The following is a 15,750-nucleotide window of genomic DNA, read 5'->3' on the forward strand; positions in this document are numbered from 1 at the left end:
ATGACCATGAGAACCCTGCACACCCTCTCGCGCCGTCCCCTGTGCCGCGGCATCGGCCTCGTGCGCTTCATCGCGATGCCGGGCCTGCTGGCCGCCGGCCTGTCGTGGGCGCTGCCCGCGCTGGACCAGGCGGCAGTCTCGATGAAGCTCAGCACCGCTTCGAACGTACTGCTCGACCAGCTCGCCAGTGCCCGCGCGCACGTGCAGCGCTCGGGCGGCCGCATCGCCGCGTGCCGCTCCGACGATGGCGTGGCGTGCAGCCCGCAGGGCGGGTGGGAGCAGGGCTGGATCCTCTTCGAGGACGCGAACGGCGACGGCGTGCGTGGCAGCGGAGAAGGCGTGCTGGAGCGCGTCGCGGCCTTGCCGGGCGAGTTCCGGCTGCAAGGCAGCCTTGCCACCGGCGTGTTCACCCTGTGCAGCCGCGATGCGGGGCCCGGTGACGCGAGGCAGATCTCGCTGCACGGCGGGCTCGGGCCGCACGTGCGCAAGGTGCGCGTGAGTTCCTGCGTCTAGAGCTAGCGGCGGATCTCGTCGATCACCGTCTTGAACTCGTCGAGGTCCTCGAAGCTGCGGTAGACGCTGGCAAAGCGCACATAGGCGACCTTGTCCAGCTTCTTCAGCTCGCGCATGACGAGCTCGCCGATGCGCGAGCTGGGGATCTCGCGCACGCCGAGGTTGAGCAGCTTCTCCTCGATGCGCTCCACCGCCGTGTCGATCTGCTCGGTGCTCACGGGCCGCTTGCGCAGCGCGAGGTTCATCGAGCCGAGCAGCTTCGCGCGTTCGTACTCGATGCGCCGGCCGTCCTTCTTGACGACGGCGGGGAAGGTGACGTCGGGGCGCTCGTAGGTGGTGAAGCGCTTCTCGCAGGCGCCGCACTGGCGGCGCCGCCGGATGAAGTCCCCGTCCTCGGCCATGCGCGTTTCCACCACCTGGGTGTCCGCATTTCCGCAGAAGGGGCATTTCATCTCATGGCCCTTACTTGTAGACCGGGAAGCGGCGGGTCAACGCATTGACCTGTTCACGCACCGCGGCGATGTTGGCCGCGTCGCGCGGCTTGTCGAGCACGTCCGCGATGAGGTTCGCCGTCATGCGCGCCTCTTCTTCCTTGAAGCCGCGCGTGGTCATCGCCGGCGTGCCGATGCGCACGCCGCTGGTCACCATCGGCTTCTCGGGGTCGTTGGGGATCGCGTTCTTGTTGATCGTCATGTGGGCGTCGCCCAGCACGGCCTCGGCTTCCTTGCCGGTGATGCCCTTGGCGCGCAGGTCCACCAGCATCACGTGGCTTTCCGTGCCGCCGCTGACGATGCGCAGGCCGCGCTTGGTCAGAGTCTCGGCCACCACCTGCGCGTTCTTCACGACCTGCTGCTGGTACGCCTTGAACTCGGGCGACAGCGCTTCCTTGAACGCAACCGCCTTCGCGGCGATCACGTGCATCAGCGGGCCGCCCTGCAGGCCGGGGAAGATGGCGCTGTTGATCGCCTTCTCGTGCTGCGCCTTCATCAGGATGAAGCCGCCGCGCGGGCCGCGCAGGCTCTTGTGCGTGGTGGAGGTCACCACGTCCGCGTGCGGCACGGGGTTGGGATAAACGCCCGCGGCGATGAGCCCCGCGTAATGCGCCATGTCGACCATGAAGATCGCGCCGACGTCCTTCGCCACCTTGGCGAAGCGCTCGAAGTCGATGCGCAGCGAGTAGGCGGACGCGCCCGCGATGATCAGCTTCGGCTTCGCCTCGTGCGCCTTGCGCTCCATCGCGTCGTAGTCGATGGCTTCCTTGGCATCGAGGCCGTAGCTCACCACGTTGAACCACTTGCCGCTCATGTTCAGCGGCATGCCGTGGGTGAGGTGGCCGCCTTCGGCCAGGCTCATGCCCATGATGGTGTCGCCGGGCTTGAGGAAGGCCAGGAACACGGCCTCGTTGGCCTGCGCGCCGGAGTGCGGCTGCACGTTGGCGGCCTCGCTGCCGAAGATCTGCTTGATGCGGTCCAAGGCCAGCTGCTCGGCCACGTCGACGTTCTCGCAGCCGCCGTAGTAGCGCTTGCCGGGGTAGCCCTCGGCGTACTTGTTGGTCAGCTGCGTGCCTTGGGCGGCCATGACGGCGGGCGAGGCGTAGTTCTCGCTGGCGATGAGCTCGATGTGCTCTTCCTGGCGCTTGTTCTCGGCCTGGATGGCGGCCCACAGCTCGGGGTCGGTTTGCTCGATGAGGATGTTGCGGTCGTACATGTGCGGCAGTCCTATTGAAGACTCGAGGTCCCTGTGGCCAGGGCTGCCCAGGCGAACGGCGGATCGCGGTGGTTCCGCGGTGCGCTTCCCAGTGGTGAACCCACGTCAGCGGCGGCCGAAGGGGCCGCGCCTATCGCCAGTCGCGCACGCCGCCAGTTTAACTGACAACCGACGCGACCTTTTCCTCGTCGGCCGGCTTGGCCTCGGGCTGAACGGGGGCAAGCGTGCGGATCGCGGGCGGCAGCGGCAGCGGCACGTTGCGGCCGGTGGCGACCTGCTGCAGGCGGGCGTGCTCGGCCAGCACCTTCTCGACGTAGCCGCCGTCCTCGCCGCTGATGGCGGCGCCGACGTAGAACTTCAGGCCTGCGTGCACGGAGCCGGCCCGCTGGATGCATTCCTGCAGGACACGCACGCCGACCCGCAGGTTGGTGACCGGGTCGAAAGCGGCGAGGCGGCCGCCGAAGCTCTCGTACTTGTCGCTGTGCACGCCCGTCATCACCTGCATCAGGCCCTGCGCGCCCACGGGGCTCTGCGCGAACGGGTTGAAGCCGGACTCCACCGCCATCACGGCGAGGATCAGCGTCGGATCCATCTTGGTCCGCCCGCCGATCTCGTAGGCCTCCGCGACCAGCGCGGACAGCGGCTCGGGGGCCACGCGGTACTTCTTGCTCAGCCAGTAGGCGACGGCGGCCTGCTGCTTGGGGAGATCCTTCGGATTGAGGGCGGTGGCGCGGTCGATCGCGTCCAGCTCGGGCACGACGCCGCCGAATGCGGCGGCCTGGCGGGCCTGCAGCCAGCTCATGAGGCGGGTCTCGCCGACCTGCCGGAGGTCGGGGCGGGCGCTGAGCGTGACCACCGCGAAGACGACGGCCAGGCCCACGAGGGCGAAGCCGTTGTGCGTGATCTCGAAAAAGCCCTGGGCGACGTCGCAAGCGAAAACACGGACACCACGGGCCAGTTTTCCTAACGCTGTCATAGCACTTCCTTTCTACGCGCGGGGGCCGTGCGCGGGTGGTGCCTGGTGGCATCACGCCGGGAAACACGGTCCCCTCGTTTGGATTGGTACGCCATCGGGCCGGGGCGCTTCCCTGTCTTTCTGGAAGCTGGTTGCACCGGGCCGACTTCGCCGGGTTCGGCAGCGGGTTCGGGTTGTCCCTAGTGCTGTTGCCAGGGACGGGCGAATTCTAGGAGGCGTCCAAATACAAGGTCAAGAATATGAAGTTCCCGTTTGAAACCTGTTGACACATAAGGAGCATCCAATTTACCGGCTGGCCCAGCCGTTCGCGTGTCGGACAAGACCGACGCGAAACGTCGGACGAGCCCGGCAGCCTGTCATCCGTTGCTATGGTTTCAGTAGCGGAACGGAAGCGATGAGGACAATGGTATTCACATGGGTCCCGTCACCTAATCGACAGGCGGCGGCGCCTTGAACAAGCCGCCCGCGCGTTGTCAATCGCAATCGGGCAATCGCGATTTTTCGTGCCATTGAAAATTGGGATTGGTAAACCGCGCGAGCCTCACCTAACTTGAGGGGGCCTGTGCGAACGGGCAACCAGCCGGTAGGGCCGCTTCGGCGGCAGCCCCGGCCCCACTTGGAAGCAATCGTTGCTTCCGCCGCGGCGCGGGACGGACCACTCCCAGCCGCAGACCGAAGGACGGCGTGGCGCCACGCCCGTTGTCCAGCCCGGCAGGCGGCCTTCATGGCTACCTGTCCGGGCTTTCTCCTTTATATATGGCGTGTTGCCCAAGCCGTTTCGAATCGCGGCGAGAATAGCGGCCGTTTCAGTTGCAAAGCCGCTTCCACGTGAGTTCCCCCAAGACAGCCGATGCCGCCAACCTCGACGCCCTGACCGGCGGCGCCTTCTCCGCCCCGACCTCGGGCGAGCGCGCCGCGCGCGTGCGCGAGTGGATGGCCACCAATCCTTCGCCCGAGCAGATGCACGAGGTGTTCCGCGAGCTCAGTGCCCGCGACAAGGGCGCCGCGCGCCCGCTGCGCGAGAAGCTCGACGAGATCAAGCGCGCCAAGGGCCAGGAGGCGATCGCGGCCGAATGGGCCGAGAAGGCGCGCGGGCTCCTTGCGCAGCCGCGGCTGAACATCGCCGACGCTTTGGCCTGGCAGCGTGACGCCGCCAAGGCGGGCGCGCCGCTCAGCCGCGAGCCGCTGGCGGGTTTCAAGACGCAGCTGGCCGAGCGCATCAAGGGCATCGAGGACCTGCAGACGCGCGTGCAGGTGCAGCGCGAAGCGGCGGTGTTGCTGGCGCAGCGCATCGAAGTGCTGTCCACGAAGTCGTGGAAGGACGCGCAAGCGGCCGCCGAGGCGCTGCGGGCCGACGTCCCCGAGTGGCAGGCACAGGCCCAGGCGCTGGTCGAGGACGCCAACTGGGCGAGCGTCGACACGAAGTTCCCGCCGCTGCTCGAAGCCTCGCGCTCGCAGCTGCAGGTGGTGTGGGACGCTTTCCAGAGTGCGCTCGCCCTCGCGACCGCGGCTGCCGAAGACCCCGGCGCGCCGCTGCCGCCCGTGCCCGTGTGGGCCGACGAGCTGCGCCAGGCGCGTGGCCTGCCGCCCGATGGCGCGGCTGCCGCGCCGAAAGCGCCGAAGCCGCGCGTCGACCCCGAACTGCGCGCGAAAGCCACGCAGGCCGTCGGCGAAGTCCTGGCGAAGCTCGAGCAGGAGATCGCGCAGGGCCACGGCAAGGCCAGCGCCGGCGCGGCCGCCGCGCTGCGCAACGCACTGAAGGAACACGGCAAGCTCATCGACGACAAGCTGGAGCAGCAGGTGCATGCCGCGCTCGGCGCGGCGACCGAGCTCGAAGGCTGGCAGCGCTGGCGCGCGGACCAGCTGCGGCAGGAGCTGGTCGCGCAGGCCGAGGGCCTGTTCGAGCGCCCCGCCGCGAAGGAAGGCGAGGAGCCGCCGCCGCCGAAGCCGAAGTACGGCGGCCGCAAGATGCAGGAGACCCTGCGCCAGCTGCGCGACCAGTGGAAGCAGGTGGACCAGGGCGGCCCGCCCAACCACGCGTTGTGGAAGCGTTTCGACGAAGCGTGCAACGAAGCGCACAAGGTGGTGGCGGAGTGGCTCGACAAGGTGAAGGCCGAGGCCGCGGAGCACCGCGCCAAGCGCCTCGCGCTGATCGAGGAGGTGAAGGCCTGGGCGGCCGCGCATGCGCAGCCCGAGGGCGGCGACTGGAAGGCGTTCAACCGCGCGCTGCACCAGTTCTCCGACCGCTGGCGCGACGCGGGCCACCTGAGCGAGAAGGCGTTCGCCGAGCTGCAGCCGCAGTGGAAGGCCGCGATGGCCGCCGCGAGTGCACCGCTGGACGCCGCGCAGAAGGCGAGCATCGATCGCCGCAACGCGATGATCGAGGAGGCCACGGCGCTGGGCGCCGCGCCGCAGCTGCGCATCGACGCCGTGCGTTCGCTGCAGCAGCGCTGGCAGGCCGAGGCGCAGGCGGTGCCGCTGGACCGCAAGCACGAGCAGAAGCTGTGGGACGCTTTCCGCAAGCCGATCGACGACGCGTTCAACCGCAAGACGGCCGAGCGCGAGAAGGCCGCGTCCGCGATGAGCGAGCGCGACCGCGCGGTGCTCGAAGCGTCGAAGGCGCTCGACGCGGCGACGGCGCAGGGCGATGCGCAGAAGATCCGCACGGCGATGGCCGCGCTGGAGCAGGCATTGCGCGCGCAGAGCAAGGCGGCGGACGACAAGGCGCGCGCGGATGCGGGCGGTGCGACGGGTGCCGGCGCAATCGGTGCGGGCGCAACCGGTGCCGGCGCAGCGGGTGCCGATGCGGCGGGTGCGAACTCGACCGCGGCTGGTGCGCAGGACGCCGCGGCCGCCGCGCCGGGCGACGCACCGAGCAGCGAAGCCGAAGGCGCGCCGGCCGAAGTCACGGCCGAAGCAGCGCCCGCGCCGACACCCGCACCTCCCGCGCCGAAGAAGGTCGTGGCCGTGCGCGGCGACGACCGCCCCGGCATGAAGAAGGCCGAGCCCGCGCCCATGGGCCGCGGCGGCAAGTTCGACCGCAAAGGCCCGCCGGGCCGCGGCGACCGTCGCGACGATCGCGGTGACGCGCGGCGCGGCGGCCGCTTCGACGACCGCGAGGACCGCGGCCCGCGCCTGGGCGACACCGCCTTCCGCGCGCAACGCGAAGCACTCGAGCACGCCCAGAGCGCGCTGCGCAAGCTCGCCGCGCAGGCGCACGGCGAAGCGCTCACGCAGCTGATGGCTGCATGGGAGCAGCGTGCGGGCGACAAGGTGCCGTCGCAAGGCGAATTGGGCAAGGGTGTGTCGCCGCAAGTGCGCGGTGCGTGGGTACAGGCCATCGGTGCCGCGCCCTCGGGCGACGCGAGCGATGCGCTGCTTCGCCTGGAGATCGCGGCCGATGTGCCGACGCCCGCGGAGCAGCTCTCGGCGCGCCGCCAGATGCAGCTCGTGCTGCTCACCAGGCGCAACGAGCCGGGGCCGCAGCAGACGTGGGGGCAGGACGCGGCGAAGGTGTTCGCGTCGGCGCACGACGCGCAATCCGCTCGCCGGGTGCAGAACGCGCTGAAGGTGCTGCTGCGCTGAGGGGTTAGCGCAGTTCCCCGAAGAAGGAGTCGAACAGCCGCGCGAGCGGCGGGAACTCCTTCTCGAACACCGGCCGGTTGACGAAGTACGCCTCGCACGCGACGGGGAAGAACTCGTCCAGCGCGGTCGCACCGTAGGGGTCCAGCCACGGCTCCTCGCCGCCGAAACGCTCGGCGATGATCACCTTCTCGCGGAAGGCTTCGAACTCCGCCTGGATCACCGCCATCCATGCCTCGCGCGCCGTGCGCGAAGGCAGCGGCGGGCAGCCGTCGGCCGCGCCGTCGCGCTGGTCGATCTTGTGGACGAACTCGTGGATGACGACGTTGTAGCCGAGCCGGGCGGAAGCGCCCGCGTCGGCCACGTCCTTCCAGCTGAGCGTGACCGGGCCGCGCTCCATCGCTTCGCCGGCGATCACCTCGCCATATTCGTGCACGACACCGTCGTCGTCCTGCACCGTGCGCCGCGCGAGCACCTCGTCGGCATGCACGACGACCGTCACGAAATCGTCGTACCAGCCGAGACCGAGGTTCAGCACCGGCAGCACCGCCTGTGCGGCAATGGCGACGGCGACACGGTCGGTGATCTTGAAGCCGTGCGCACCGTGGAACTCCTTCTGCGCGAGGAACTGCGACGCGAGTTCGCGCAGCCGCACCTGGTGCGCGGGCTTCAGCTCGTCAAGGAAAGGGTAGTCGGAGAGCGTCGCACGCCACAGCGTGTCCGGGATCTCGCGCGCCTTCGGGCGCCGCCGCAGCCAGCCGAACATCAGCCGAGGTTCACCCGCTCGGCGCCGCCCGCGGACAGGCGCAGCACTTCGAGGCGCGGCGGCTGCGCGCTCGCGTCCCAGTCGCTCAGCACGATGCGGCGAAAGCCGCCGCCGAGCTGGTGCTCGCGCGGCGCGTGCGTGTGGCCGTGGATCAGCGTTTCGGCGCGCGCGGCCTGCAGCCATTGCACGGCGGTGGCGGTGTCGACGTCTGCGTACTCGACGCCGCTGCTCGCGCGCTCCTCGCTTTCGGTGCGCAGGCCGCGTGCGATCGCGCGGCGCTGCTCGAGTGCCTGCGAAAGGAACTGCGACTGCCAGCCGGCATCGCGCACCTTGCGGCGGAACGCCTGGTAGTCCGCGTCGTCCACGCACAGTGCATCGCCGTGGCTGAGGAGCCACCGCCGGTCCGCGAACACGAGCACGGTCGGGTCATCGAGGAGCGTGACGCCCGTGGACTGCATCAGCCCCGCACCCACGAGGAAGTCGCGGTTGCCGTGCAGGAAGAACACCGGCAGCCGCCGCGCGGTGGCGCGCAGCACCTCCGCGCAATCGTCCTCGAAGCCGGGCTCGCCCGCCGCGTCGTCGCCGACCCAGGCCTCGAACAGGTCCCCGAGGATGAACAGCGCATCCGCGTCGCAAGCCACCATGAACCGCCGCCACGCTTCGAACGTGGCGGGCTGCGCGGCCTGCAGGTGCAGGTCGGAAATGAAGTCGAGGGAACGCCAGGCGTCCGGGGCGTGGAGCTCTGGCGTGGACACGTCAGGAGACGACGACCGCCTTTTCGATCACGACGTCCTCGAGCGGGACATCGTCGTGGAAGCCCTTGCGGCCCGTCTTCACGCCCTTGATCTTGTCGACCACTTCCTTGCCGCCCACCACCTTGCCGAACACGGCATAGCCCCAGCCCTGCGGCGTGGGCGCGGTGTGGTTGAGGAACTCGTTGTCGGCGACGTTGATGAAGAACTGCGCCGTGGCGGAGTGGGGCGCCGAGGTGCGCGCCATGGCCACCGTGTACTTGTCGTTCTTCAGGCCGTTGTTGGCCTCGTTCTCGACCGCGGCGTCGGTGGGCTTCTGGCCCATGCCGGGCTCCATGCCGCCGCCCTGGACCATGAAACCGTTGATCACGCGGTGGAAGATGGTGCGGTCGTAGTGCCCCTTCTTCACGTAGTTGAGGAAGTTGGCGACGGACTTCGGCGCCTTCGCCTCGTCCAGCTCCAGCGTGACGACGCCGTGATCCACGATGTGCAGTTCGACTTTCGGGTTGGCCATTGTGGCCTCCTTTCTTATTTGACGAGCGTTGCCGAGGTGATGACGATCGGCTTGACAGGCACGTCGCCATGCATGCCGCGCTGGCCCACGGGCACCGCCTTGATCCTGTCGACCACGTCCATGCCGGAGACCACCTTGCCGAACACGGTGTAGCCGAACAGTTCCGGCGCGCGCTCGAGCTGGGCGCGGGGGATGTTCTCGTAGACGCGGCCGCGGTACTCGAACTTCGGCACCGGGTCGCCCGGCGGGATCGCCGTCGGGTCGAGGAACGCGTTGTCCTTCACGTTGATGAAGAACTGCGCCGTCGCGGAGTTGGGGTCGTTGGTGCGCGCCATCGCCAGCGTGCCCACGGTGTTCTTCAGGCCCTTCTCGAGGGCGAGGCGGCCTTCGTGCACGACGGGCGCGCGGGTCTTCTTCTCGACCATGTTCTCGTCCATGCCGCCGCCCTGGACCATGAAGTTGTTGATGACGCGGTGGAACACGGTGCCGTTGTAATGGCCGTCCTTCACGTACTGCAGGAAGTTCTCCACCGTCTTCGGCGCCTTGTCGGGGTAGACCTCGACGACGATGTCACCCATCGTCGTGGCGAACTTCACCCGGGGCGCGTCGGCCGCATGCACCGTGGCGAACGTGAGGCCGGCAAGTGCGGCCAGCGCCACGCGGCGCGTCAATTTGGCGATCAACCGATCACTCCTTCGAAAAAGATCTTCCACTGCGCGCCCTGGCGCACCCAGTACTGCCGCTTGGTCAGCCCGGTGCGCGCGCCTTCGACGAGCTCGCCGAAGGTTACCACCATGGTGTCCGCGCTGTCGGTCCAGCGCAGGTAGGACACGTCCTTGATCTGCACGCCGCGGCCCTTGGCGCGCTCGACCTCGCCCTTGAGCACGGGCGTCCACTCGGCGAGTGTCTTGCCGTTGCCGGAGAAGTCGGCCGTGTAGTGGCCGAGCAGGCGCTGCATGTCGCCCGCGGCCTTGGCTTGCCGCCACGACTGCAGCACATCGGCGAAGCGCCGCGTGTCCGCATCCAGCACCTGCGGCGGCACCCAGCGCAGCGTCTGCGCGATCACCACCGGCGTGCTGCGCACCTCGACCGTGCGGATGATGCGCTCGAGGTCGGGGTTGGCCAGCACCACGCAACCATCGGTGGCCTTGGGCGCGCGCGCGAACTGGTTCGGCGGCGTGCCGTGCAGCCAGATGCCGCTGCCCGTCTTGCCGCGGCGCGCGTCGTACGGGTTGGGGTAGTTGATCGGCAACGCGCCCGCGCCGTAGAAGTCCTTCAGCGACTTCGGGTCGAGGTTGCTCGTGATGAAGTACACGCCCAGCGGCGTGCGCAGGTCGCCTTCGACCGCCTTCTCGATGCCGGACTTGCCCACCGAGATGTAGTAGTCGGCGATCAGCTTCAGCCCCTGCACGCCGTTCTCGAAGAGGTACAGCCGCGCACGCGAGGTGTCGATCGCGATCGCATGCCTGTTCTTCGGCGACAGCTGCAGGAACTGCGCGGGCACGGCACCGGCGGGCGGGCGCTCGCGCAGTGCGCGCATGCGCAGCTGCGACTCCTCGCGCAGCTCCAGCAGCAGCTGCGGGTTGCTGCGGGCGGCCGAGTCGGGCACGTCGCCGAAGCCGCGCACCGGCCGCGCCTGCGCGGTGAGGAGGTCGCCATAGACGAGCTGCGCGAGCTGGAAGTTCGGATGGTCGCGCACCAGCGTCTCGGCCTTGGCGAGTGCCTGGCGCGTCTGCGCCGCGCCGATCAGCTTGTAGATCTCGATCAGGCGCGCCTCGGCTTCGCCGTCGCGCACGACCGGCTTCGCGGGCGCGGCGGGGCGGCGCTGCTCGCCCTTGCGCTTGCTGGCGGCGGCCACGGGCATGGCGACGGCCAGCGCCACGCAAACAAGGAGGATGACCCGCTTCATTTCGGGAGTCTGGTCTTGAACTGCTCAACCACGCGCCGCGGGCGCATCCACGTCGTCAGCCGGTGCTCTCGCGCACGATCACCCAGCGGTCACCGGACTTGACCAGCTCGAGCGTCTTGCGGCTGCTCACGTTCAGGCTGTCGGCCGAGTAGGCCTGCTTGAACTTCGCGACGGCCTTGTTGCCGTTGACCGAAACGTGCATGTCGGAGAGCTTCACGCTGATGCGCGACTTGCCCATGATGCGGGCGCGGCGCTCGCCTTCCCACGCCTGGCGCGACATGCTGCCGGGCGGGTCGAACTCCTTGCCGTAGGCGGAGAGGTAGCCGTTCATGTCGCGGGAGGACCACGCCGTGGCCCAGGCCTGCACCGCGGCCTGCACGTCGCGCGATGCGTCGCCGCCGGCTGCGGGCGCGGCCTGCGGCGCGGGCGCCGGTGCAGGCGAGGGCGCGGCGGCGACCGCAGGCGGTGCCGCGGGCGCAGGCTTCGCCGCGGGTGCCGGGGCGGGCGTAGGCGCTGGTGCAACGGCAACAGGGGCCGGCGCCGGCGCGGGCTTCGCGGCGGGTGCGGCGGCGACCACGGTTGCGGCTGCGGGCGCACGCGCGGACGCGCCGCGCTGGCCGGGTGCGAACAGCTCGCGGATCAGCGCCAGCTTGGGCTGCACGCCGGTGTTGCCCGCATCCAGCTGCAGCGCGCGGCTATACGCCTGGCTCGCGAGCTTGGCGTACACGTCGCCGAGGTTCTCGTGCGCGGTGGCGTAGCTCGGGTTCGTACGGATCGCCATTTCAAGCGCTGCGCGCGCCTTGTCGAACTGGCTCTGGCCCGCGTACAGCACGGCGAGGTTGTTGTAGGGCTCCGGCAGCTCCGGGTAGTCCTCGGTGAGGCGCGTGAAAGTCTGGATCGCGTCGGACGTCTTGCCGCTTTCGGACTGCACCACGCCCTTGAGGAAGCGCATCTGCGGGTCCTTCGGCTTGGACGCGAGGAACTGGTCGGCCTTCTGCAGCGCCTCCGCGTGGCGGCCGGACCGCAGGAGCTGGTTGACGTCGCTGTACTCGTCCGCGAAAGCGGGCACGCTGGCGGCAACGGCAGCGCAGAGCACGAGCAGGCGCAGCGTCTTCGGCAGTGGGGAGCGGGCGATCGTCATGGGTGGTTGCGGTCCTTGGATTGATGCGGCCGGGGGAGCTATATACTGCGCCGGATTGTAGCCGCGGCATGCCCACGAGGAACCCGGCAAAAGTACCAGACACGAGGGACAGCGAAGGCGCATTCGACCACCCGCACGACGGGCGCCGACGACACCATGACATTGCGCATCTACAACACGCTCACGCGTGCGACGGAAGACTTTTCCCCCCTCGAGCCCGGGCATGTGCGCATGTACCTGTGCGGCATCACCGTCTACGACCTGTGCCACGTGGGCCATGCGCGCTGCAACATCGCATGGGACGTCGTGCAGCGCTGGTTGAAGGCCAGCGGCTACAAGGTGACGTTCGTTCGCAACGTCACCGACATCGACGACAAGATCATCCGCCGCGCCGTGGAGAACGGCGAGACGGTGCGCGGCCTGGCCGAACGCATGACCGCGCTCATGTATGAAGACTTCGACGCGCTGGGCATGGAGCGCCCCACGCACGACCCGCGCGCCACCGACTACATCCCGCAGATGCTGGAGATCGTCAAGCTGCTGGAGGACGCGAAGCACGCCTACCGCGCGCCCAGTGGCGACGTGAACTTCGCGGTGCGTTCGCTCCCGGGCTACGGCAAGCTCTCGGGCAAGTCGCTCGACGAGCTGCATGCGGGCGAGCGCGTCGCGGTGCTGGAAGACAAGCAGGACCCGCTGGACTTCGTGCTGTGGAAGAGCGCCAAGCCCACCGAGCCCGCCGACGCGAAGTGGGACAGCGAATACGGCCCGGGCCGCCCCGGCTGGCACATCGAGTGCTCCGCGATGGCGCGCGCCATCCTCGGCCAGCCGTTCGACATCCACGCGGGCGGCATGGACCTGCAGTTCCCGCACCACGAGAACGAGATCGCGCAGAGCGAAGGCGCCTACGGCGTGCAGCTGGCGAAGTACTGGATGCACAACGGCTTCCTGAACATCGACAACGAGAAGATGTCGAAGTCGCTGGGCAACTTCTTCACCATCCGCGACGTGCTCGCGCGGTACGACGCCGAGACCATCCGCTTCTTCGTCGTGCGCTCGCACTACCGCAGCCCGCTCAATTACAGCGACGTCACGCTCGACGACGCGCGCGGCGCGCTGCGGCGCCTCTACACCACGCTCGATGCGGTCGCGCCGGCGCAGGTGCGGATCGACTGGAACGACCCGTTCGCCGCGCGCTTCAAGGCCGCGATGGACAACGACTTCGGCACGCCCGAAGCCATGGCGGTGCTGTTCGACCTCGCGGCCGAGGCCAACCGCACGAAATCGGCGCAGCATGCCGGCCTGCTCAAGGCCCTCGGCGGCTGCCTCGGCCTGCTGCAGGGCGAGCCCAAGGCCTTCCTGCGCGCGGGCACGACGCTCGACGAACAAACCATCCAGCAAAAGATCGACGACCGCGCCGCCGCGAAAGCCGCGAAGGACTTCGCGCGCGCCGACGCCATCCGCAAGGAGCTGCTGGAGCAGGGCATCGTGCTGAAGGATTCACCCACGGGAACCACGTGGGAGGCTTCCTCTTGAACGACGCCGTCCAGCTCACCACGCCTTCGTACTGGGACGAGGCCTGCAAGTACCTCGCAAAGCGCGACCGCGTCATGAAGCGGCTGATCCCGCAGTTCGGCGACGCGTGCCTGCAGTCGCGCGGCGACGCCTTCACCACGCTCGCGCGCAGCATCGTCGGCCAGCAGATCTCGGTGAAGGCGGCGCAGACCGTGTGGGACCGCTTCGCGAAGCTGCCGCGCAAGATGGCGCCGGCCAACGTGCTCAAGCTCAAGGTGGACGACATGCGCGCGGCGGGCCTGTCGGCGCGCAAGATCGAATACCTGGTGGACCTGGCGCTGCACTTCGACTCCGGCGCGATCCACGTCGACTCGTGGCGCGAGATGGGCGACGAGGAGATCATTGCAGAGCTCGTGGGCATCCGCGGCATCGGCCGGTGGACGGCGGAGATGTTCCTCATCTTCCACCTGATGCGGCCCAACGTGCTGCCCCTGGACGACGTCGGCCTCATCACCGGCATCAGCAAGAATTATTTCTCGGGCGACCCCGTCAGCCGCAGCGACGCGCGCGAGGTGGCCGCCGCCTGGAACCCCTTTTGCAGCGTCGCGACTTGGTATATTTGGAGATCGCTGGATCCACTCCCCGTGGAATACTGAAGCGACAAGGAGAGAGACCTTGGCTAAGAAAACCTTCCTCGACTTCGAGCAGCCGATCGCGGAGCTCGAAACCAAGATCGAGGAACTGCGCTACGTGCAGACCGAATCCGCGGTCGACATTTCGGAAGAGATCGACCAGCTCTCGAAGAAGAGCCAGCAGCTCACCAAGGACATCTACGGCCAGCTCACGCCGTGGCAGATCACCAAGATCGCGCGCCACCCCGAGCGGCCGTACACCATGGACTACATCAACGAGATCTTCACCGATTTCGTCGAGCTGCACGGCGACCGCCACTTCGCGGACGACCAGTCCATCGTGGGCGGGCTCGCGCGCTTCAACGGCAGCGCCTGCATGGTGCTGGGCCACCAGAAGGGCCGCGACACCAAGGAGCGCGCCGCGCGCAACTTCGGCATGAGCCGGCCCGAGGGCTACCGCAAGGCGCTGCGGCTGATGAAGACCGCGGAGAAGTTCAAGCTGCCGGTGTTCACCTTCGTCGACACGCCCGGCGCCTACCCCGGCATCGACGCCGAGGAGCGCGGCCAGTCCGAGGCCATCGGCCGCAACATCTACGAGATGGCGCAGCTGGAGGTGCCGATCATCACCACGATCATCGGCGAGGGCGGCTCCGGCGGCGCGCTCGCGATCTCGGTCGGCGACCAGGTGCTGATGCTGCAGTATTCCATCTATTCGGTGATCAGCCCCGAGGGCTGCGCGTCGATCCTGTGGAAGACGTCCGAGAAGGCGCAGGAAGCGGCCGATGCGATGGGCATCACGGCACACCGCCTCAAGGCGCTCGGCCTCGTCGACAAGATCGTGAACGAACCCGTGGGCGGCGCGCACCGCGACCACAAGCAGATGGCCGCATTCCTCAAGCGCGCGCTGAACGACGCGTTCCGCCAGGTCAGCGACCTGAAGGTGCGCGAGCTGCTGGACCGCCGCTACGAGCGGCTGCAGAGCTACGGCAGGTTCTCGGATACCAAGGCGGAAGCCCGGTAATCAGTCGAACTTGTAGGCGACTTCGGTTTCGACGGTCAGGACCTCGTCGACCGGCTCGAACTTCCACGCATTCACCGCATCGACCGTCGCGCGATTGAGCGCGCGGTTGGTGCTGGACACCACCTTCACGGCACCCGTCGATCCATCGAAGTTGATGTCGAACTGGATGCGCACCACGCCATTCGGCTTCTCGCGCAACAGCGCCGCCGCGAGCTTGGGCTCGTCGGTGCGCACGGGGATGATCTCGCGGCGCACGTGCACGGGCGGTTCGGCCGGCCGTGTGTGGGCTGCTGTCGTGACGGGCTCAGGCGCAGGTGGCGCGGCAACGGGTTGCGATTGCGGTGCAGCCGCTGCTGCTGCTGCTGCGGGCGCGAGTACGGCCGGCGCCGCGGCCGGACGCGCCGCGGCCTGCACGGCAGCCGGCGCGGGAGCGGCCGCAGCCGGTGCCGCAGCAGGTTCGGCCACAGCCTTCTTCTCGGGCGCCGGTGCCGGCTTGCGCGCCGGCGCGGTCGCGTTCTGCAGGATGAACCGGTAAGGGCTCAACGCTGCGCGGCGCGCCGCCTCGCTCGGGGCGCCATCCGGTGTGGCGGGGGTTTGTGCCTGTGCGGCAAAGGCCAGGAGGCAAAGCAGCAGCGGGGTGGCGCGCCGCAATGCCTTGTGGGCGGGCGCACCCTCGTTCATACATCCATTCATCCTCAGCCCTCTTGGGTTTGAGCAGGCGGGAG

15 protein-coding genes and 1 riboswitch are annotated in these 15,750 nt (G+C 68.9%); of the genes, 5 read left to right on the plus strand and 10 right to left on the minus strand.

Translation table 11 applies throughout. From position 1 onward, the window contains the following. Positions 1–6: 6 nt before the first annotated feature. On the plus strand, positions 7–513 hold the full coding sequence (locus H8R02_RS27545) for a GspH/FimT family protein (protein WP_187084824.1): 507 nt from the start codon (positions 7–9) through the stop codon (positions 511–513). A gap of 2 nt (positions 514–515) precedes the next feature. Here the strand turns inward: H8R02_RS27545 and nrdR are convergent, their stop codons facing one another. The 3 genes from nrdR to H8R02_RS27560 form a co-directional block, all read right to left on the minus strand. Next, entirely contained in the window at positions 516–965 is a 450-nt protein-coding gene (gene nrdR / locus H8R02_RS27550; protein WP_187084826.1) for a transcriptional regulator NrdR, read from the minus strand. A gap of 10 nt (positions 966–975) precedes the next feature. After that, complete coding sequence (glyA, locus tag H8R02_RS27555) at positions 976–2,220, minus strand: serine hydroxymethyltransferase (RefSeq protein WP_187084828.1); 1,245 nt, start codon at positions 2,218–2,220, stop codon at positions 976–978. A gap of 38 nt (positions 2,221–2,258) precedes the next feature. After that, positions 2,259–2,374, minus strand: a riboswitch (ZMP/ZTP riboswitch). A 3-nt stretch (positions 2,375–2,377) separates the two neighbouring features. Beyond that, entirely contained in the window at positions 2,378–3,196 is an 819-nt protein-coding gene (locus tag H8R02_RS27560) for a lytic transglycosylase domain-containing protein (RefSeq protein WP_187084830.1), read from the minus strand. 828 nt (positions 3,197–4,024) lie between these two features. Here H8R02_RS27560 and H8R02_RS27565 point away from each other — a divergent pair. Continuing rightward, a complete protein-coding gene (locus H8R02_RS27565) occupies positions 4,025–6,781 on the plus strand; it encodes a DUF349 domain-containing protein (protein ID WP_354004986.1) in 2,757 nt (918 codons plus the stop codon). 4 nt (positions 6,782–6,785) lie between these two features. On the opposite strand, the gene H8R02_RS27570 is transcribed toward H8R02_RS27565, so the two are convergent. The 6 genes from H8R02_RS27570 to H8R02_RS27595 are packed head-to-tail and all read right to left on the minus strand — an operon-like array spanning position 6,786 to position 11,860. Continuing rightward, the gene (locus H8R02_RS27570; protein ID WP_187084832.1) at positions 6,786–7,544 is read right to left on the minus strand and encodes a M90 family metallopeptidase; all 759 of its coding nucleotides are present in this window, start codon (positions 7,542–7,544) and stop codon (positions 6,786–6,788) included. After that, complete coding sequence (locus H8R02_RS27575; protein WP_187084834.1) at positions 7,544–8,299, minus strand: UDP-2,3-diacylglucosamine diphosphatase; 756 nt, start codon at positions 8,297–8,299, stop codon at positions 7,544–7,546. The genes H8R02_RS27570 and H8R02_RS27575 overlap by 1 nt, the downstream gene beginning before the upstream one ends. 1 nt (position 8,300) lies before the next feature. Next, positions 8,301–8,810, minus strand: a complete 510-nt coding sequence (locus H8R02_RS27580) for a peptidylprolyl isomerase (protein WP_187084836.1) — start codon at positions 8,808–8,810, stop codon at positions 8,301–8,303. 14 nt (positions 8,811–8,824) lie between these two features. Next, on the minus strand, positions 8,825–9,493 hold the full coding sequence (locus H8R02_RS27585) for a peptidylprolyl isomerase (protein WP_187084838.1): 669 nt from the start codon (positions 9,491–9,493) through the stop codon (positions 8,825–8,827). Further along, positions 9,490–10,719: a L,D-transpeptidase family protein gene (locus H8R02_RS27590; RefSeq protein WP_187084840.1), complete on the minus strand. Its 1,230-nt coding sequence runs from the start codon at positions 10,717–10,719 to the stop codon at positions 9,490–9,492. Before H8R02_RS27590 ends, H8R02_RS27585 begins: the two co-directional genes overlap by 4 nt. Before the next feature lie 55 nt (positions 10,720–10,774). Continuing rightward, positions 10,775–11,860: a nuclear transport factor 2 family protein gene (locus H8R02_RS27595; RefSeq protein ID WP_187084842.1), complete on the minus strand. Its 1,086-nt coding sequence runs from the start codon at positions 11,858–11,860 to the stop codon at positions 10,775–10,777. Positions 11,861–12,016: 156 nt separating this feature from the next. Between H8R02_RS27595 and cysS the strand changes: the two genes are divergently transcribed. Genes cysS through H8R02_RS27610 form a run of 3 tightly spaced genes read left to right on the plus strand, consistent with a single transcriptional unit; the run spans position 12,017 to position 15,025 of the window. Beyond that, a complete protein-coding gene (gene cysS / locus H8R02_RS27600; RefSeq protein ID WP_187084844.1) occupies positions 12,017–13,393 on the plus strand; it encodes a cysteine--tRNA ligase in 1,377 nt (458 codons plus the stop codon). Beyond that, positions 13,390–14,028, plus strand: a complete 639-nt coding sequence (locus H8R02_RS27605) for a DNA-3-methyladenine glycosylase family protein (protein ID WP_187084846.1) — start codon at positions 13,390–13,392, stop codon at positions 14,026–14,028. The genes cysS and H8R02_RS27605 overlap by 4 nt, the downstream gene beginning before the upstream one ends. Positions 14,029–14,047: 19 nt before the next feature. Beyond that, positions 14,048–15,025 carry an acetyl-CoA carboxylase carboxyltransferase subunit alpha gene (locus H8R02_RS27610; protein ID WP_187084848.1) on the plus strand — a complete coding sequence of 326 codons (978 nt, stop codon included), beginning with the start codon at positions 14,048–14,050 and terminating at the stop codon, positions 15,023–15,025. On the opposite strand, the gene H8R02_RS27615 is transcribed toward H8R02_RS27610, so the two are convergent. Continuing rightward, positions 15,026–15,706: an energy transducer TonB gene (locus tag H8R02_RS27615; RefSeq protein ID WP_187084850.1), complete on the minus strand. Its 681-nt coding sequence runs from the start codon at positions 15,704–15,706 to the stop codon at positions 15,026–15,028. Positions 15,707–15,750 lie beyond the last annotated feature (44 nt).

Origin of the sequence: Ramlibacter albus (assembly GCF_014297445.1) — a bacterium.
GTDB classification, from domain to species: Bacteria; Pseudomonadota; Gammaproteobacteria; order Burkholderiales; family Burkholderiaceae_C; genus Ramlibacter; species Ramlibacter albus.

Excerpts from the sequence above, each read along its gene's own strand:
- H8R02_RS27570 (WP_187084832.1), bottom strand. The coding sequence starts at position 7,544 with ATGTTCGGCTGGCTGCGGCGGCGCCCGAAGGCGCGCGAGATCCCGGAC.
- H8R02_RS27560 (WP_187084830.1), bottom strand. The coding sequence starts at position 3,196 with ATGACAGCGTTAGGAAAACTGGCCCGTGGTGTCCGTGTTTTCGCTTGC.
- H8R02_RS27590 (WP_187084840.1), bottom strand. The coding sequence starts at position 10,719 with ATGAAGCGGGTCATCCTCCTTGTTTGCGTGGCGCTGGCCGTCGCCATG.
- H8R02_RS27595 (WP_187084842.1), bottom strand. The coding sequence starts at position 11,860 with ATGACGATCGCCCGCTCCCCACTGCCGAAGACGCTGCGCCTGCTCGTG.
- nrdR (WP_187084826.1), bottom strand. The coding sequence starts at position 965 with ATGAAATGCCCCTTCTGCGGAAATGCGGACACCCAGGTGGTGGAAACG.
- glyA (WP_187084828.1), bottom strand. The coding sequence starts at position 2,220 with ATGTACGACCGCAACATCCTCATCGAGCAAACCGACCCCGAGCTGTGG.
- H8R02_RS27545 (WP_187084824.1), top strand. The coding sequence starts at position 7 with ATGAGAACCCTGCACACCCTCTCGCGCCGTCCCCTGTGCCGCGGCATC.
- H8R02_RS27580 (WP_187084836.1), bottom strand. The coding sequence starts at position 8,810 with ATGGCCAACCCGAAAGTCGAACTGCACATCGTGGATCACGGCGTCGTC.
- H8R02_RS27615 (WP_187084850.1), bottom strand. The coding sequence starts at position 15,706 with ATGAACGAGGGTGCGCCCGCCCACAAGGCATTGCGGCGCGCCACCCCG.
- cysS (WP_187084844.1), top strand. The coding sequence starts at position 12,017 with ATGACATTGCGCATCTACAACACGCTCACGCGTGCGACGGAAGACTTT.